Here is a 16331-nt window from a genome sequence, read left to right as displayed (position 1 = left end):
GATCCGGGAAGAGCGATTTGTCGACGGCAACCCGTATTGACATCGACTTGTCCCCAACTCACGCACCAGCCGCCCGGCCCGCCTGTGGACAAGGCCTGTGGATAACTCCCGTCAGTCCGGGAAACGGCCGTCCTGGCACCGGGCCACCCACTCCGCCGCCGCGACGAACTCCGCGTCGGTGGTGCCGGACAGCGGCCTCCGCAGAGCGTCGGCGGTGACGTCGGTGACGTCGGTGACGTCGGCGCGCGGATAGGAACCCAGGTAGCGCACCTTGAGGCAGGACCGCTTGAGCCCCATCAGGCTTTCCGCGACCCGTCGCTCCGAGATATGGCCCTCCGCGTCGACGGCGAAGCAGTAGTTGCCGATTCCCTCACCGGTGGGGCGGGACTGCAGCAGCATCAGGTTGACGCCCCGTACGGCGAACTCGCCCAGCAGATCGCGCAGCCCGCCCGGGTGGTCGTCACGTTGCCAGATCACCACCGAGGTCTTGTCCGCACCGGTGGGGGCGGCCGGCCGCGCGGGGCGGCCGACCAGGATGAAACGGGTCTGGGCGTTGTCCGCGTCGTGGATGTTCGTCTCCAGCGGGACCAGGCCGTACCGGGCCGCGGCGAACTCACCGGCGAAGGCGGCGTCGTACCGGCCTTCCTGCACCAGCCGGGCGCCGTCGGCGTTGGAGGCGGCGGACTCCCAGAGCGCGTCCGGGAGGTGCGCCTTCATCCAGTTCCTGACCTGTGCCTGCGCGGCGGGATGGGCGGTCACCGTCTTGACGTCCTCCAGCCGGGTGCCCGGCCGGACCAGCAGCGCGAAGGTGATCGAGAGGAGCACCTCGCGGTAGATCATCAGCGGCTCGCCCGAGACGAGCTCGTCCAGGGTGGTGGTGATCCCGCCCTCGACGGAGTTCTCGATCGGCACGAACGCCGCCTCGGCCTCCCCGGCGCGTACGGCGTCCAGCGCGGCCGGCACCGAGAGCATCGGGAGCAGCTCCCGGGTGGCGGTCTCGGGCAGGGTGCGCAGGGCGACTTCGGTGAAGGTGCCTTCGGGGCCGAGATAGGCGTACGTCGCGGGCATGCGACCCACAGTAGTCCTCGCGCGGGCCGCGCCAGGGCCGGTCCGGATTGCGGACCCCGCCGTCAGCCCTCCAGCAACGCCTGCCCCACGTACTCCCCCGCGGCCGCCCCACCCGGCACCGCGAAGAGCCCGCTGGCCTCGTGACGGATGAAGGCGGACAGCGCGTCACCGCGGTCCAGCTTGCGCTGCACCGGTACGAAGCCGCGCAGGGGGTCGGCCTGCCAGCTGATGAAGAGCAGGCCGGCGTCGGGCGCGCCGTCCTCGGCGAAGCCGTCGTGGAAGGAGAACGGCCTGCGCAGCATCGCGGCCCCGCCGTTCTGGTCGGGACGGGTGATCCGGGCGTGGGCGTTCAACGGCACGACCAGGCCGCCGGAGGCGTCCTGCTTCTCCAGGTCCATCTCCGTGGTCTCGTCGCCTCCGCTGAGCGGGGCGCCGTCCGCCTTGCGGCGGCCGATCACCGCCTCCTGGTCACGCTGGGGGAGCCGCTCCCAGTCGTCCAGCAGCATGCGGATGCGGCGCACCACGGCGTAGGAACCGTGTGCCATCCATGCGGGCTCGCCCTGGGCGGGGACGAAGACCCGCTGGTCGAAGTCGGCGTCGGCCGGCTTCGGGTTGTTGGTGCCGTCCACCTGGCCCATCAGATTGCGCGCGGTCGCGGGGCGCGCGGTGGCGCCGGGCGACCGGTTGAAGCCGCTCATGTGCCACCGGACGCGGGCTGCCTCGCCGGCCTCCTTCTGCAGGGCCCGCAGTGCGTGGAACGCCACCGGGCCGTCGTCCGAGCCGACCTGGACCCACAGGTCCCCATTGCTGCGGGCCTTGTCCAGACGGTCGCTCGAGAACGCGGGCAGCGGGTCCAAGGCGGTCGGGCGCTGCTTGTCCAGACCGGTCCGGCCGAAGAAGCTGTGGCCGAAACCGAAGGTCACGGTCAGGCCCGAGGGCCCCGCGTCCCGGGCCACCGCGGTGTCCTCGTGCGGCGCGGGCCGTCCGGCCATCAGCTGTTCGGCCACCTCGGACCAGCGGCGCAGGAGTGCGGCGGCCTCGCGACGGCCCGCGCCCGGGGCGAGGTCGAAGGCGATCAGGTGACCGTGCGCCTGCGCGGGCTGGAGGATGCCCGGCTGATGTTTCACGTGAAACTTCGCCCGGTTCGTACCGAGGGCGGTCAGGGGAGCGACGTCGGGGGTCTCCGGAGCCGTCGCGCGCCCGGCCGTGTAGCCGGCGGCCACGCCACCGGCACCCAGCACGAGGCCGGTGGCGCCGGCGGTGCCGAGCAGCCGCCGGCGCGAGAGTGCGCCGGGAGGCTGCTCGGCGGTGCCGGCACCGGGGTCCGTGCCGTCGGTGGAAGGCCCGGACCGCGGGCCGGGCAGCAGGTCGGAACGGTGGTCGGAGCGAGGGTCGTGCATCTGGTCGTCAGCCGATCTTCACGTTCTTGTCGACGGTCACCTGGTCGATGTCGGAGGTCCGTACGGTGACCGACACCTTCCAGTCGCCCGCCATGGGGATCTGGACGCCCGCGGCGGACCAGTGACCGGCCGAGATGTGCTTGGGGAACACCGGCAGCGGGCCGACGTTCTTGTCCTCCAGGGTGAGCGCCACCTTGAGCTCGGGGAGGTCGTACGGAGCACCGTAGGAGTGCTCGGCGTAGACGTGCATGATGTTCTCCCCGACCTGTGCCGGGACGAACTCCAGCCGCACCACGCCGTCGCCGTCCTTGCCGCCGGTGTCGAAGGGCAGCTCGACGGAGACGGTTCCCGTGGCCGCCTTGAGCGAGGAGGCCGCTGCCCGGGCCTGCTGCTCGGTGCGGCCGGGCTCGGCCCCGGTGAGCGCGGTGGTCACGGCCAGGACGACGACGGCCACCGCGACCTCGGCGAGGACGGAGCGGCGCAGTCCGGCGCGCGGGGCGTCGGCGTCGCGTTCCTTGCGGCGGCGGGCGGTCTCGACGGCCGCGCGCTGGCGGGCCAGCTGTTCCGCGCGGCGCGGGTCGGCGTCGTCGTCCCCGTCGCCGCCGGTCTTCTGGGCGGGCACCTCACCGGCCAGGTGGGCCACCGCGGCGGCGGCCCCGGCGGATCCCACGGCCGCGGCGGCGCCCGCCGCGCCGACGGAGCCCATGGTGCTGGTGGCCCCGAGTTCCCCGGCGGCCTCCCCCGCCCCGGCCCGTACCCCCGGCCCACCGGCGGCGTCGGCCCCGGCGGTCCCGACGGGCGCGCCGGTCCCGGCCGAACGTGCCGACCCGGCCTCCGCGGCCTGCCCGGGTTCGGCCGTGTGCTCGTCGGCCTCCCGGGCATCCTCGGCGCCCTCGGCGGGCTCCGCCCCCACGGCACCCTCCGCCTCGGCGTCGTCGAGGCGCCGGGTCCAGCGGCGGGAGATCCAGGCGATCCCCACCAACAGGGCCACCAGCCCCGCCTTGACGATCAGCAGGCGTCCGTACGACGTGCTGGTGAGCGCGTCCCAGGAGCCGACCTGGCGCCAGGACTGGTAGACGCCGGTGACCGCCAGCGCCGCCACCGAGAGGAACGCCACCCGCGAGAAGCGGTGCACCGCGGCTCTCTCCACGGTGATCTCCGCCGAACGCCGGTACAGCGCGACCAGCAGGGCGGTGAGCCCGCCCAGCCACAGCGCCACCGCCAGCAGGTGGATCACGTCCACCGGCATGGCGATCCCCGGCTGGAGCCCCGCCGACGCGTGCTCCGACAGCGCCCAGGTCGCCGCGAGTCCCGCGGCGACGACCACGCCGCCCACCGTCAGGCCGAACGACAGGTCCCGCTTCTCCGCGCCGTCCTCACGCCGCTGGTACGTGCCGAAGAGGACCGCCACGAACAGCGCGGCCACCGCGAGCAGCAGCAGACGGCAGACCAGCGCCGCCCCGGAGCTGCTCCGCAACACCTGGGCGAGGAGGCTCATGTCGGCGATGTCGCCCAGCTTCCCGGAGCCGATGTACGCCCCGCGCAGGAGCAGCAGCGCCAGCGTCCCGACGGTGAGGGCGAGCCAGCCGCCCACCACCAGCCGCTGCAGCGCGCGCACCCCGGCGCCCCGCCGCCAGCAGATCAGCACGAAGGCCGCGCCGCCCACCAGCACCGTGAACCCGGCGTAGGAGACGTAGCGCGCCACGTCGTACAGGGTGCCCACCACCCCGCCGCCCGCCGACTGCTCGGACAGGGTCACCGAGGTCTGCGAGGGGGCGCCCACCGAGTAGGTGTACGCGCCGGCGACGGGGTGGCTGTCCTCGGACACCACCTGGTAGGCCACCGTGAACGTGCCGAACGGCAGGCCCTCGTGCAACGTCACCCGCACGCTGGTCCCGTCGACGGACGGGGCCTTGCCGATGTCCACCCGGTTGCCCTCGGGGTCGAGCACCCGGACGGAGTCGGCGGAGACGGCGACCTTCTCGGAGAAGGTGAGCGTCACCTGCTCGGGAGCGCGGTTGACCACCGCCCCCTGCTTCGGGTCGCTGCCGGTGAGCGCGGCATGCGCCGACGCCGGACCGGCCCCGGCCAGCAACAGCCCGGCCATGGTGAGCAGCAGCAGTACCAGTACACGTGCGATCCGCGGTCCTGCGGTGGTCGCCGTGCGGGGCGCGATGGTCGGCGTCACGGTGGTCCCTCCCTAGTGCCGGTGGTGCGACGGTGTGTAGGTGGCCGATTGGACCGGCATGTCGACCGTGACCGGGTCGGCGTCCTTGAAGCGGAGCTCGACGGTGACCGTCTCGCCCTTCGCCGGCCGCCGGGTCAGATCCTCGAACATCAGGTGCGTGCCGCCGGACTCGAGCGTCAGCCGCCCGCCGGCGGGCACGTCGACGGACGCGGCGGGACGCATCGTCCCGTCGACCGTCTCGTGCACGGTGACCCGGGCGGCCAGGTCGCTGGAGACCCCGGTGAGCTCGGCCGCCCGGTCGCCGTCGTTGACGACGGTCAGGAAGCCGGCGGCCAGCTCGTCGGTCACGGGCTGCGGCATGTACGCGCCCTCGACGGAGAGGTCGGGGCCGTCCTGCGCTCCGCAGGCCGACAGCGGCAGGGCGAGCGCGGCGACGGCGGCGAGCGCCAGGCGGCGGCCACGTGCCGCGCACCGGCGCGCCGGACGCGCGGCGGCGGTGCGGATCACGGGTTCTCGCCCTTGATCAGCTCGGGCAGGTCGGCGGACCAGTCGCCGACGCTGGCGTCCTCGCCGTAGAGCACGTACCCCTGGTCCGTCTTCGGGGAGAAGGCGATCACCTGGGTGCCGTGGGTGGAGACGTAGCTGCCGTCCTTCTTCTCCACCGGCTTCTCGATGGAGATGCCGACGGTGCGCGCACCGGCCTGGATGGTCGCGAAGTCGCCGGTCAGACCGACGATGTCGGAGTCGATGCCCTTGAGCCAGGAACCGAGTTCCTCGGGGGTGTCGCGGTCGGGGTCGGTGGTGACGAAGACGACGCGCAGCGCGTCCTGCTGTGCCTTGGTCAGCGACTTCTTGGCGACGGCCAGGTTGTTCATCGTCAGCGGGCAGATGTCGGGGCAGTGGGTGTAGCCGAAGTAGATCAGCGTCGGCCTGCCCTTCGTCTCCTCGCGGAGGTCGAACTCCTTGCCGTCGGTGCCGGTGAGCACCAGGTCGGGCTTCTCGAACGGCGTGTCCAGGACGGTCGCCGCCTTGTCGTCGGCAGCCACCTCGCTCACCGCGGTGTCCGGCTCCCCGGAACCGGACGAGCAGGCGGACAGGGTGAGGGCGGCGGCGGCGAGCAGGGCGGCCGCGGTGAACTTCTTCTTGCGCATGGTGTCTCGTGTCCCGGTGGTGGACCCGGACGCCGCCGGGACGCGTGAGGACGCGTCCCGGCGACGGCCGTAGGGCTGGATGGGTCGGTCAGGCGTACGGCGGTCAGGCCGTGCGGCGGCGGGCCAGGACGCCGAAGGCGACGCCGGCGACGCCCACGACGATGCCCACCACGCCCAGTACACGGGCAGTGGTGTCCGTGCTGTGGGAGGCGGCGTGCTTCGTGTGGTCGTCGGAGTGGCCGGCCCGGTCGGCCTTGGCCTCGCTGCCGGAGGCGGCCTGGTTCTTCTTCTTGTCGCCGTGGCCGTGTCCGTCCTCGGCGGCGGCGGAGAGCGCGAGCACCGGGGCGGGGCTGTCGGGTTCCTCCTGGCCCTCCTCCTGGAGCTCGATCCAGCGTACGACCTCGCCGTTCGAGTACGTCTGGAGCGCCTTGAAGACGAGTTCGTCGGCGTCCTCGGGCAGCGGGCCGACCGAGACCGGGAACTTCTGGAAGAAGCCGGGCGAGATGCCGCCCTTCTTCTTGTCCTCGGCGGTCCAGACGATCTTCGTGACGGCCTCGTCGACCTGACGGCCGTGCAGGTCGAGCGGCTTGTCGAGCTTGCTCCGGGTCACCTTCACGTCCCAGCCCTGGACGGGCTGCGGCATCACGGAGGCCAGCGGGTGGTCCGCCGGGAAGTTGACCTCGAGCTTGGTGGTCGAGGCGTTGTCGCGCTCGTTGGGAACCTTGAACGCCACGGTGGCGTAGCCGCCCTTGGCCGCGGCGCCTTCCGGCTGCACGCTGACGTGGGCGAAGGACGGGGACGAGAGCAGCAGGACGGACGCGCCGGCCGCGGCGACGGCGGCGATACGGGATGCCTTCACGGGCACACTCCACTTCCGGATTCACACGGTGGATTCGGTCGGACGGCGCGCGCAGGGCGCGCCGGGCCGCGTGACGGCGGCGTCCGGTCCGGATCCGGCGGTCACGGAAGGCCCCGTCGACGGGGTCGACAGGCCGTGCGCGGGGACGGAGAGGGGCGTCGCGTCAGGCGGCGAGGGCGAGGGTGCGGACCGCGGCGGGCGGGCCGCGCCTGATCACCGCGTGCTGGAGGGGCACGGTGGAGGGCGCCGGGACGTCGTCGAGGACGGAGCTCGGCGGGACCTGCGGACGCTCGTGGGCGCCGGGCAGGCCTGAGCGGAGGACGCGCACCAGCGCCAGGGCGGCGAGCAGCGGCCGCAGCACCGTCGGCCGGCCGGTCAGGTCCTGTCCGGCGAGCCGCGTCAGCCGCAGCAGCGCCAGATCGCCGCGGCGCAGCAGCCAGCCCGCGGCCAGCCCGGCCAGCGCGTGGCCGAGCAGCATCGGCAGCGAGGGCAGCACGCTGAGCCAGGCGTCGGAAGGACCGGTGTGCTGATGGCCGTGGCCGCCGCCGGCGCTGAGGTGGGCGAACTCCGCGAGGTCCCGGCCGAGTCCGGCGTCGATCAGTATCTGCCGGGCCTCCTCCGCGGTCAGCCGGTTCGCGCCGCACACGATGCGGGAGGCGCGGTCCACCACGGCCGCCGAGTCGACGGCGCCGCCGGCCCCCATGCCCGCGGCGCCGTGCCGGCCGCCGGCCATGGACTGCGGACCCAGGGCGAAGAGGGTGTGCAGGACCAGCTGGCAGACGACCAGGAATCCGGTGATCCGGGGCAGCGAACGGTTCCGCTCGCGCCCGGCGAACGGCAGGGCGGCCACCAGGACGAGGAGGAAACCCGCGCCCCAGGTCCACCCGGAGGGGACGGCCGGGTGCGAGGCCGAGGACGCGAGGACGTGCCCTCCTCCGGCCAGCACGACGCAGACCGCGGCGAAGGCCGCGGCCCTCGGGTACCGGAGGTCGTCCCCGGTGTGCGCCGTGCGCTGGTGGAGGGCAGTCATGGCGGGCCCATCATCCCACTCGTCGCTCCGGCATCACAGACCAGGTCCGATATGCGTCGAGTGCCGCCATTCGGCCCGCCGCCGTATGGGCGTTCTCACGTCGAACGGGCGCTTAGGCACGGGGAGTAAGGGCAATACGTATCGGTATGTCGAGCCGAGCCGCCGCCTGGAGGCAGGAGCATGAGCATCTTGTGGTCACTCCAACTGCGGTGTGAGGCTGCCAGCGTTCCCTTCGCACGGCGTCTGCTGCTCGGGGCGATGGAGACGGCGGGAGTGGACCCGGACATCTGCTACGACTTGTCCGTGGCGCTCAGCGAGGCCTGTGCGAACGCCGTGGAGCACGGTGGGCACGGCGGCGGTGACGCCGCGGACTACCAGGTCACGGCCTACATGGACGGCGAGCGGTGCCGGATCGAGGTCTCGGACTCGGGCCCCGGCTTCGACAGCGGCGCGCCCAGCCCGGTCCTTCCGTTCCTCCCGGAGCCCGGCGCCGAGGCGGAGAACGGCCGCGGCCTGATGCTGATCCGGAAGCTGGCCGACCATGTCCGCGTCGACAACCTGCCCGGCGCGGGCGGTGCGGTCGTCAGCTTCGACAAACTGCTCAAGTGGCGTGAGAACGCGCCCCTGACCGCGGTCTGAGACCGCTGGTCGGGGGCGCGTACGTCGTCGACGGGCCCCGTGCCGCCCCGGTGGACGGCACGGAGGCGTGACGGGTCAGGCGCCGAGGTCCGCCATCCAGGACTCGACGTCCTCGGAGCGGCGCGGGAGGGCGGCCGACAGGTTCCGGTTGCCGTCCTCGGTGACGAGGATGTCGTCCTCGATCCGCACGCCGATGCCGCGGTACTCCTCGGGCACGGTGAGGTCGTCGGCCTGGAAGTAGAGGCCGGGCTCGACGGTCAGGCACATGCCCGGCTCGAGCGTGCCCCCGACGTAGGTCTCGGTGCGGGCGGCCGCGCAGTCGTGGACGTCCATGCCGAGCATGTGGCCGGTGCCGTGCAGGGTCCAGCGGCGCTGCAGACCGAGGTCCAGGACGCGCTCGACCGGGCCCTCGACGAGGCCCCACTCGACCAGCTTCTCGGCCAGCACGCGCTGCGCGGCGTCGTGGAAGTCGCGGTACTTGGCGCCAGGCTTCACGGCCGCGATGCCGGCCTCCTGGGCCTCGTACACCGCGTCGTAGATCTTGCGCTGGATGTCGGTGAAGCGGCCGTCGACCGGGAGGGTCCGGGTGACGTCGGCCGTGTAGTACGTGTGCGTCTCCACACCGGCGTCGAGCAGCAGCAGGTCGCCCGAGCGGACCGGGCCGTCGTTGCGGACCCAGTGCAGGGTGCAGGCGTGCGGGCCGGAGGCGGCGATGGTGCCGTAGCCGACGTCGTTGCCCTCGACGCGGGCGCGCAGGAAGAAGGTGCCCTCGACGTACCGCTCGGAGGTGGCCTTGGCCTGGTCGAGGACCTTCACCACGTCCTCGAAGCCGCGGACGGTGGAGTCGACGGCCTTCTGCAGCTCGCCGACCTCGAAGCCGTCCTTGACCAGACGCATCTCGGAGAGGCGGACGCGCAGCTCCTCGTCGCGCTCGGCGGTGACCTTGTCGGTCAGCGCGGCCTCGATGCCGGCGTCGTAGCCGCGGACCACGCGCACCGGGCCGGTGGCCTCGCGCAGCGCGCCGGCCAGCTCGCGCACGTCCGAGCAGGGGATGCCGTACAGCAGCTCGGCCTCGGAGAGCGAGTGACGGCGGCCGACCCACAGCTCGCCCTGGCCGGAGAGCCAGAACTCGCCGTTCTCGCGGTCGGAGCGCGGCAGCAGGTAGAGCGTCGCGTTGTGCCCGTCGGTGGCCGGCTCCATGACCAGGACGCCGTCCTCGGTCTGGTTGCCGGTGAGGTAGGCGTACTCCACCGAGGCGCGGAAGGCGTACTCGGTGTCGTTGGAACGCGTCTTGAGGTTGCCGGCGGGGACGACCAGGCGCTCGCCCGGGAAGCGGGCGGAGAGCGCGGCACGACGGCGGGCGGTCTCCTCCGCCTGGGCGATCGGCTCCAGGTCGCGCAGCTCGGTGTCGGCCCAGCCCGTCCGCATGCTTTCGGCGAGCTCGTCGGACACGCCCGGGTACAGGCCGTTCTTGCGCTGCTTGATCGGCTCTTCGGCTTCGGTGTCCGGGGTCTCCGGCAGCTCTTCCGCCACGTCGTCCTCCTCGATGTACTGATGTATGCACCATCGTACGTTTCGGGGAAGGACGGCCCCAGGGGCGGAAGCTGCCCGGTACGCACGGTCACGGCCGGCCACGCAGGGCATGCGCGGCTCCGGCGCGACCGGACCGCTCGGCGGCGGCTCGGCGGTGTCCGCGGACCGTTCGGCTGCCGGGCGGAGGCGGCGGTCCGGCGGACCCCCGCGGACCGGCCGACGTCGCCCGCCCGCCCCGCCCGGAGCCCGCCCGCCCCGCCCGGAGCCCACCCGGCGGCCGGGCGCCCGGCCGCCCACGAGGCCCGCAGCGATGAGGACGGCAGCGGCGCGCGGCGATGGGACGGGCGGAGGGTGGGGAGGCCGGTGCGGGCTCGGCCGGTGCGGGCCCGGGCGGCGAGGGCTCAGTCGAAGCGGGCGGCGAGGAGGACCATGTCGTCGGCGCCGTCCGTCGCGTCCCGCCCGTCCGGCAGCATCGCCTGCAGCACGTGGTCGGCGACCGTCTCCGGGTCGTCGCGCAGCCGCCGGGGGACACCCGCCGCGGCCCGGTGCAGCCGGGCGAACGCCCGGTCGACGGGGTCGCCGGTGCGGCGCAGCAGGCCGTCGGTCCACAGCAGCACCGTCTCCCCGGGGTCCAGGCGGACCTCGGCGCCCGGCGCCTCCCAGCAGCCGAGCATGCCCAGCGGGGCGGAGACGCCGGTCTCGACGAACTCGGCCCGCCGGTCGCCGAGCACCAGCGGCGGGTTGTGCCCCGCCCCGGCCAGGGTCAGGCGGCGCCCGCCGGGGCGGCAGTGCGCGAACAGGGCGGTGGCCGGGCAGCCGGGCTCGGTGAGGCGGAGCATCAGCTCGAGGTCGGAGAGGACGGCGACCGGGTCCTCGCCCTCCATCACCGCGTAGGCGCGCAGCGCGGCCCGCAGTCGGCCCCTCGCGGCCACGGCCTGCGGCCCGGAGCCGGCGACCGAGCCGACCGCCAGGCCGAGCGCCCCCTCGGGCAGCGGCAGCGCGTCGAACCAGTCACCGCCCCCCAGCGGCCCGGTGCGGTGCCGCACGGCGAGCCGGACGCCGGGCATCGTGGGGAGGCGGGAGGGGAGGAGGCCCTCGGCGAGGGCGGCCAGGCGGGCGCGGGCGCGGTCCACCTCCAGCAGCCGGGCCAGGTGGTCGCCCGCCAGGCCGAGGTAGTGGGCGGCCGTGCGGCGTTCCGCCGGGCCGGGGACGGCCGGCCCGTCGAACAGCCAGACCGCGGCGCCGAGCCGGGAGCCGTCGTGCGGGTCCAGGGCGTGGGCGTAGGCGGCCGCGTACCCCAGGCGGTCCGCCACCTCGCGGTGGCGGGGGGTGAGGGCGACCTCGGCGGTCAGGTCGGGGCGGGCCACCTCGGTCAGCGTGGGGTCCGTGGTCAGTGGGGCCTGCGGACGGTCGGCGGCCGGCACCGTCTCCAGCTGTCCGAGCTCCTCGTGCGTCAGGCCGTGGCCCACCGGGGTGTGCGGGCCGTACTCCCCGGGCGGCCCGTCCTGGTCGAGCACCGCCAGCCCCCGCCGGGCGCCGAGCAGGCGGGCCCCGGCGTGCAGGATCTCGCGCAGCGCGTCGCGGACGGTGCCGGTGCGGACCAGGCAGCGGGTGAGGTCGTGCAGCGAGGCGAGGTCGGCGATGCGGCCGGCCAGCCGGTCCTCGAGGAGGGTGCGCGGCTCCGTGCAGTGCCGGGTGCCGGCGGGGCGGGCGGGTGCGTCGGGAACGGCGCCGGTCCGCGGGGGCGGTGTGCACGAGGGCGTCCCGGCCACGGGAGGCACGGTGGGGGACGCGGGGGCGGAGGAGGGCAGGGGCGAATCGAATCCGGCCACTTTCGGCGGGTGAGGGGCGCTCATGGCGTCCGGCTTCCGGGCCGGTGCGTAGCGTGCAAAAGCATCGCAAACCCCCATGTGGTTCCGCGCAGCCGACGGTCCCCCCACAACTAACGGACTCATCACGAGATGTCCAGTATTGTCCCGTCCGTGGCGTGGGTGTCCCTGGAGGTCCTTCCGCCGCTGCTCCGGTGAGCTCCTGGGGCGCGAGGTGTCGGAGAGGTGCACGGGGACGGGACGGTATCTGTCCGGAAAACGCCGTGGCCCTGTGGGGGTGCGGTCGTATAGGGATGCGCCCCGCGGCGCGTCACCCCGGACTTGCGGGGTACCTACTGGTGAGAGAGCCGGAGGTTGTGGAGCGGGCCGCGTGGAACCCGGTGACCGCTCTCCCGCGTGCTGTTGGTCGACGGCCGAACCGGTGTCCGGAAGTGGCGTGGCCGCAGTGTTCACCGCGGCGAGCAACACGAAACACCGTACGTGCGCAACCGACGTGACAAGGAACGGCGAAACGCAACTTCGCCACCCCGCGCCATGCCCATGCTGGTGATGGGCGCACCACGGCCGCGGAGCAGCAGGCTCGGCTCGTGCTCCCTGCCCGACATGGGCCGGTGAAGCGCCGCAGTACGTACGCAGTGCAGTGATCGACACATGGTGTGAAGCAGTCCTCGGTGTTGCCAGCGTGCAACGGAAAGGAACGAGCGCCCATGCGCGAGATCCTCGGAAAGCGACGCAGGCTTCTGTCGCTCCTGTCCGGTCTGCTCCCCGGGAGCGGTTCGGCCTCCCCGGGCCTTCGCCCGGCCGACGGGAGCATGGCCGGTGGGAGCGTGACCGGCGAGAGTATGACCGGTGGGAGCGTGACCGGCACCGGCCGGCCGGCCTGCACGGCCGTGACGGCCGAGGCCGCCGCCGGATTCGCCCGCTGGGGGTGGCGGGTCCTGCCCGGAGCGGTGCCCGGCCCGCAGGGGCACGGCGGGTGCGCCTGCCCCGACGCGGACTGTCCGTCGCCGGGAGCCCACCCCTTCGACCCCGCCCTGCCGGCGGCGACCCACGACGCGCGGATGGTGCGGTGGTGGTGGGGCAACCGGCCGTCCGCGCCGGTGCTGCTGGCCACGGGCGAGGGTGAGGGGCCCAGCGCGCTGAGTCTTCCCGCGGTGGCCGGCGCCCGCGCGGTGGCGCAGCTGGAGCGTGAGGGCGTGCGGCTCGGCCCGGTCGTCGCCTCGCCCACCCGGTGGGCGCTGCTGGTGCGGCCGTACTCGCTGGAGCGGCTGGGCGAGCTGCTCTACGCCCAGGACATGGTGCCCGGTTCGCTGCGGTTCCACGGGCAGGGCGGCTACCTGGCGCTGCCGCCGTCGGTGACCGGTCAGGGGCGCGTCCGCTGGGTGCGCGAGCCGGAGCCGGGCGACGCGGCGCCGTGGCTGCCGGACGTGGAGCGGGTGGTCGGCACGGCGGTGACCGCGCTGACCCGTCCCGAGGTCGGCGCGCCGGACGCCTGAGCGCGTCCGCGCCGAGGAGTGCCCGACGGTCGCCGTCGGGGCTCCTGCGGACCGCCGGGCCGGTGGAAGCTGGAAGAAGCCGGCGACGGCCGGAGGTCGGAGCCGTCGGCCGGGGGCCCGGGCGGGCGCCTCGACGAGGTCGCCCACGCGGTCCCGGAGGCCCCGCCGAGGGGGCCGGACAGACGAAGACCCGGTTGCTGGCGACGGGGGATGCACCAGCAACCGGGCTACTTGAACGTTAACAAGAGATCGGCCGTTGGCAAATTCGGTCGCGGCCCTTTCGGCCGTCCCCGGACGTGCCCCGGAAGACCCTTGTGGCGCGGCCCGAAAACCGTCAGCTCAGCGTCACCTGGCGGTTCGTCAGCCCCCCGCGCGCACGGCGCTCGTCGGCGGTCAGCGGGGCGTCGTCGGACAGCGCCGCGGCCAGTCGCTCGGCGAACTCGGCGGCCGGCTTCTCGACGTCCTCGGCGGTGACGCCGGTCGGCAGGTCCCACACCGGGACGACCAGGCCGTGGGCGCGGAACGAGCCGACCAGACGGGTGCCTTCGCCGAGGTCGCTGCGGCGCGCGGCGTCCAGCCGGGCGAGGGCGTCCAGCAGACGCTCCTCCTCGTGCGGCATGACCCAGCGCAGGTGGTTCTTCTCCGGTGTCTCGCACCAGTAGGCCGCGTCCACGCCCGTCAGCTTGACGGTCGGCACGGCCGCCTCGTTGGCCCGCTCCAGGGAGGCCTTCACGTCGGCGGTGGCGGCGGACGCGTCCGGCACCCAGAACTCGAAGCCGGCGTGCACCACCGGCGCGAACGGGGCGTCGGCGTCCAACAGGTCCTGCAGGCGCGGGCCGCCGGCCTGCGCGCGGCGGCCGGCCACCGGGTTGCCCGGCTCGGTCTCCAGCGCCTGCGTCAGCACGTCGGCCAGGTCGCGGCTGAGGTCGCCTGAGGAGGTGTCGTTCTGCAGGCCGATCAGCACCGAGCCGTCGTCACGGCGCAGCGCGGGCCAGGCCATCGGCAGCACCGTGGCCAGGGTGACCGAGGGGACGCCCTCGGGCAGACCGTCCTTGAGTGTCAGTTCGACGGTCGCGGCGGGTACCAGCTCGCGCAGCGCGACCCAGTCGCACTCGCCCGGCAGGCCCTCGAACGGACGCTGCACCAGCTCGGTCACCGCCTGGGCGGCGGCCCGGCCGTGACAGGCCTTGTAGCGGCGGCCACTGCCGCACGGGCAGGGTTCGCGGGCGCCGACGACCGGGACGTTCCCGTCGTCGACCTGGGATCCGGCCGCGCGCTGCGGGCGCGCGCCCTTCGTCTGACGCTTCTTGGCCATGGGGTGTCTCCCGGGTACGGCTGGGCTGCTCGTGCTTCGGCCGCGAGCCTAGCCGCTCCCCGGTCCCTCGCCGCCGCCGACGGCGCGTCACCACGCCCGCCCGCCGCGGCGCTCGGGCGTGTGTGCCATATGCCAGTGGTCGACGCGCGTAGCACGTGACCGTGGCGGGTTGCTCATGGCAGATCGTCGAAGGGGTCCGGGAAGGCGAGGTCCAGATCGGCGAGCTGGACCACCGCGGGCACCCGGGGCGCGACCACCCGCGCGGCGAAGTCCTCGCGGTGACGCCCGGCGTCCGGGTCGTGCACGTCCCGGTGGACGACCACCCAGACCGTGACCTCGCCGCAGACGCCGTCCCGCACGCCCCAGTCGTCGGCCAGCGAGGTGATGATGTTCAGCCCCCGGCCGCCGTGCGCCGTCACGGACGGCGTCGCCGGGCGGGGGCGGGTCGGGCCGCCGCCGTCGGTGACCTCCACGGTCAGCCGGCCGCCCGGATCGATCCGCCAGGTCACCCGCACCTGGCCGTCCGCGGTGCCGCTCAGCGGACGCCCGTGCTTGCAGGCGTTGCTCAGCAGTTCCGACAGGATCAGCGCCGCGTCGTCGATCACCGGATCGGGCACTCCGCCGCGGCGGAGCTCGTCGCGCACCCGATGTCTTGCCCGGCCCACGCCGGCCGGTCCGTGCGGAACGGACATGCTCGACGACGTGGGCACCTCCTGTGCCACCATCAACGCCACCCCCGAGACCTCCTTCGCCCCACGCCAGGGTGTGAATGCCCCCTTGATCTGCGGCGGAAACCGCCGGGGCGCCCCGGCGGGACGCATTCACCCCCACCGGCGACACGCCGGATGCGCCGGTGCACTCCCGGAAAACGCCCGGCAGCGGGTCCGACGGGCCTCCGGCGGGGTCAGCGCCCGAGCTGGCGCAGGACCGCGTCCGGCCGGTTCGTGATCACGGCGTCCACCCCGAGCCGGGCGCAGAGCTCCACGTCCGAGGGATCGTCGACCGTCCAGACGTGCACCCGGTGACCGGCCCGCCGCAGCCGCTCGATGTACGACGGGTGGGAGCGCACGATGCGGATCGAGGGCCCGGCGATGCCCACGCCGGCCGGCAGCCGCCCGTCGCGGAGCCGGGGGGAGACGAACTGCATCAGGTAGACGGTCGGCAGGGCGGGCGAGGCGGCGTGGATCCGGTGCAGCGACCGGGCCGAGAAACTCATGATCCGCACCGGGGACTCCTCGGGCGCCTCCGGCGCGTCCAGGCCGAAGCGCTTGAGGAGCATCAGCAGCCGTTCCTCGACCTGCCCCGCCCAGCGGGTGGGGTGCTTGGTCTCCACGGCCAGCTCCACGCGCCGCCCGGCGTCGCTGACCAGCTCCAGCAGGCGCTCCAGGGTGAGCACCGAGGTGGCCTCGCGGTCCTCCGGCCGGTGCTCCCACTCGGGGGCCTCCGGGCGGCCGTGCCACTGCTCCGGGTTCTTCCACGAGCCGAAGTCCAGGGCGGCGAGGTCCGCCAGCTCCAGCGCCGAGACGGCCCCACGGCCGTTGGAGGTGCGGTTGACGCGGCGGTCGTGGACACAGACCAGATGGCCGTCGGCGGTGAGACGCACGTCGCACTCGAGCGCGTCGGCTCCGTCCTCGATGGCCTTCCGGTACGCGGCGAGGGTGTGTTCGGGTGCGTCCTCGGAGGCGCCGCGATGGGCGACGACCTGGATGCGCCGCTGCGTTGCGTTCGTCACCGCGACATGGTGCCACCCCGGGCGCCCGGCCGGGGAGCGGGTGGGGAGGACGGCCGCGGACCTGGTAACGGAGGTTCCTGGGAGGTCATTT

The 16331-nt window shown here is 74.1% G+C and carries 14 protein-coding genes; 2 read left to right on the top strand and 12 right to left on the bottom strand.

Annotated features, from left to right (window positions below):
• Positions 1 to 111: 111 nt before the first annotated feature.
• The 7 genes from pheA to ACFRAV_RS09970 form a co-directional block, all read right to left on the bottom strand.
• Entirely contained in the window at positions 112 to 1068 is a 957-nt protein-coding gene (pheA, locus tag ACFRAV_RS10000) for a prephenate dehydratase (RefSeq protein WP_382553318.1), read from the bottom strand.
• 62 nt (positions 1069 to 1130) lie between these two features.
• Positions 1131 to 2468, bottom strand: a complete 1338-nt coding sequence (gene efeB / locus ACFRAV_RS09995) for an iron uptake transporter deferrochelatase/peroxidase subunit (protein ID WP_382553316.1) — start codon at positions 2466 to 2468, stop codon at positions 1131 to 1133.
• A 7-nt stretch (positions 2469 to 2475) separates the two neighbouring features.
• Positions 2476 to 4656 (bottom strand): copper resistance protein CopC, encoded by a 2181-nt coding sequence (locus ACFRAV_RS09990; protein ID WP_382553313.1) that lies wholly within the window; start codon positions 4654 to 4656, stop codon positions 2476 to 2478.
• 12 nt (positions 4657 to 4668) lie between these two features.
• On the bottom strand, positions 4669 to 5160 hold the full coding sequence (locus tag ACFRAV_RS09985) for a copper chaperone PCu(A)C (RefSeq protein WP_382553443.1): 492 nt from the start codon (positions 5158 to 5160) through the stop codon (positions 4669 to 4671).
• Entirely contained in the window at positions 5160 to 5807 is a 648-nt protein-coding gene (locus ACFRAV_RS09980; RefSeq protein ID WP_382553311.1) for an SCO family protein, read from the bottom strand. Before ACFRAV_RS09980 ends, ACFRAV_RS09985 begins: the two co-directional genes overlap by 1 nt.
• 103 nt (positions 5808 to 5910) lie before the next feature.
• Positions 5911 to 6666 carry a YcnI family protein gene (locus ACFRAV_RS09975; protein ID WP_382553308.1) on the bottom strand — a complete coding sequence of 252 codons (756 nt, stop codon included), beginning with the start codon at positions 6664 to 6666 and terminating at the stop codon, positions 5911 to 5913.
• Positions 6667 to 6829: 163 nt separating this feature from the next.
• Entirely contained in the window at positions 6830 to 7696 is an 867-nt protein-coding gene (locus ACFRAV_RS09970; protein WP_382553306.1) for a hypothetical protein, read from the bottom strand.
• Between the two features lie 180 nt (positions 7697 to 7876).
• On the opposite strand from ACFRAV_RS09970, the gene ACFRAV_RS09965 reads away from it, so the two are divergent.
• Positions 7877 to 8335 carry an ATP-binding protein gene (locus ACFRAV_RS09965; protein ID WP_382553304.1) on the top strand — a complete coding sequence of 153 codons (459 nt, stop codon included), beginning with the start codon at positions 7877 to 7879 and terminating at the stop codon, positions 8333 to 8335.
• Positions 8336 to 8410: 75 nt separating this feature from the next.
• Here the strand turns inward: ACFRAV_RS09965 and ACFRAV_RS09960 are convergent, their stop codons facing one another.
• On the bottom strand, positions 8411 to 9868 hold the full coding sequence (locus ACFRAV_RS09960) for an aminopeptidase P family protein (RefSeq protein WP_382553301.1): 1458 nt from the start codon (positions 9866 to 9868) through the stop codon (positions 8411 to 8413).
• Positions 9869 to 10269: 401 nt separating this feature from the next.
• Complete coding sequence (locus ACFRAV_RS09955; protein ID WP_382553299.1) at positions 10270 to 11778, bottom strand: PP2C family protein-serine/threonine phosphatase; 1509 nt, start codon at positions 11776 to 11778, stop codon at positions 10270 to 10272.
• Positions 11779 to 12404: 626 nt separating this feature from the next.
• Between ACFRAV_RS09955 and ACFRAV_RS09950 the strand changes: the two genes are divergently transcribed.
• The gene (locus ACFRAV_RS09950; RefSeq protein ID WP_382553297.1) at positions 12405 to 13193 is read left to right on the top strand and encodes a bifunctional DNA primase/polymerase; all 789 of its coding nucleotides are present in this window, start codon (positions 12405 to 12407) and stop codon (positions 13191 to 13193) included.
• Between the two features lie 334 nt (positions 13194 to 13527).
• Here ACFRAV_RS09950 and ACFRAV_RS09945 read toward each other — a convergent pair whose 3' ends face one another.
• The 3 genes from ACFRAV_RS09945 to ACFRAV_RS09935 form a co-directional block, all read right to left on the bottom strand.
• Complete coding sequence (locus ACFRAV_RS09945) at positions 13528 to 14508, bottom strand: DUF5926 family protein (protein WP_382553295.1); 981 nt, start codon at positions 14506 to 14508, stop codon at positions 13528 to 13530.
• Positions 14509 to 14681: 173 nt separating this feature from the next.
• Positions 14682 to 15329, bottom strand: coding sequence for an ATP-binding protein (locus ACFRAV_RS09940; RefSeq protein WP_382553294.1), 648 nt, complete (start codon positions 15327 to 15329; stop codon positions 14682 to 14684).
• 83 nt (positions 15330 to 15412) lie between these two features.
• Entirely contained in the window at positions 15413 to 16240 is an 828-nt protein-coding gene (locus ACFRAV_RS09935; protein ID WP_382553292.1) for a glycerophosphodiester phosphodiesterase, read from the bottom strand.
• Positions 16241 to 16331: the final 91 nt, after the last annotated feature.

This window comes from Streptomyces sp. NPDC056600 (genome assembly GCF_042792855.1).
Lineage (GTDB): Bacteria > Actinomycetota > Actinomycetes > Streptomycetales > Streptomycetaceae > Streptomyces.
This window is presented reverse-complemented; position numbering and strand designations above follow the sequence as displayed.

Coding starts and splice junctions, on each gene's coding strand:
- pheA (WP_382553318.1), bottom strand. CDS start 1,068: ATGCCCGCGACGTACGCCTATCTCGGCCCCGAAGGCACCTTCACCGAA.
- efeB (WP_382553316.1), bottom strand. CDS start 2,468: ATGCACGACCCTCGCTCCGACCACCGTTCCGACCTGCTGCCCGGCCCG.
- ACFRAV_RS09980 (WP_382553311.1), bottom strand. CDS start 5,807: ATGCGCAAGAAGAAGTTCACCGCGGCCGCCCTGCTCGCCGCCGCCGCC.
- ACFRAV_RS09970 (WP_382553306.1), bottom strand. CDS start 7,696: ATGACTGCCCTCCACCAGCGCACGGCGCACACCGGGGACGACCTCCGG.
- ACFRAV_RS09965 (WP_382553304.1), top strand. CDS start 7,877: ATGAGCATCTTGTGGTCACTCCAACTGCGGTGTGAGGCTGCCAGCGTT.
- ACFRAV_RS09955 (WP_382553299.1), bottom strand. CDS start 11,778: ATGGGGGTTTGCGATGCTTTTGCACGCTACGCACCGGCCCGGAAGCCG.
- ACFRAV_RS09950 (WP_382553297.1), top strand. CDS start 12,405: ATGCGCGAGATCCTCGGAAAGCGACGCAGGCTTCTGTCGCTCCTGTCC.
- ACFRAV_RS09945 (WP_382553295.1), bottom strand. CDS start 14,508: ATGGCCAAGAAGCGTCAGACGAAGGGCGCGCGCCCGCAGCGCGCGGCC.
- ACFRAV_RS09940 (WP_382553294.1), bottom strand. CDS start 15,329: ATGCGTCCCGCCGGGGCGCCCCGGCGGTTTCCGCCGCAGATCAAGGGG.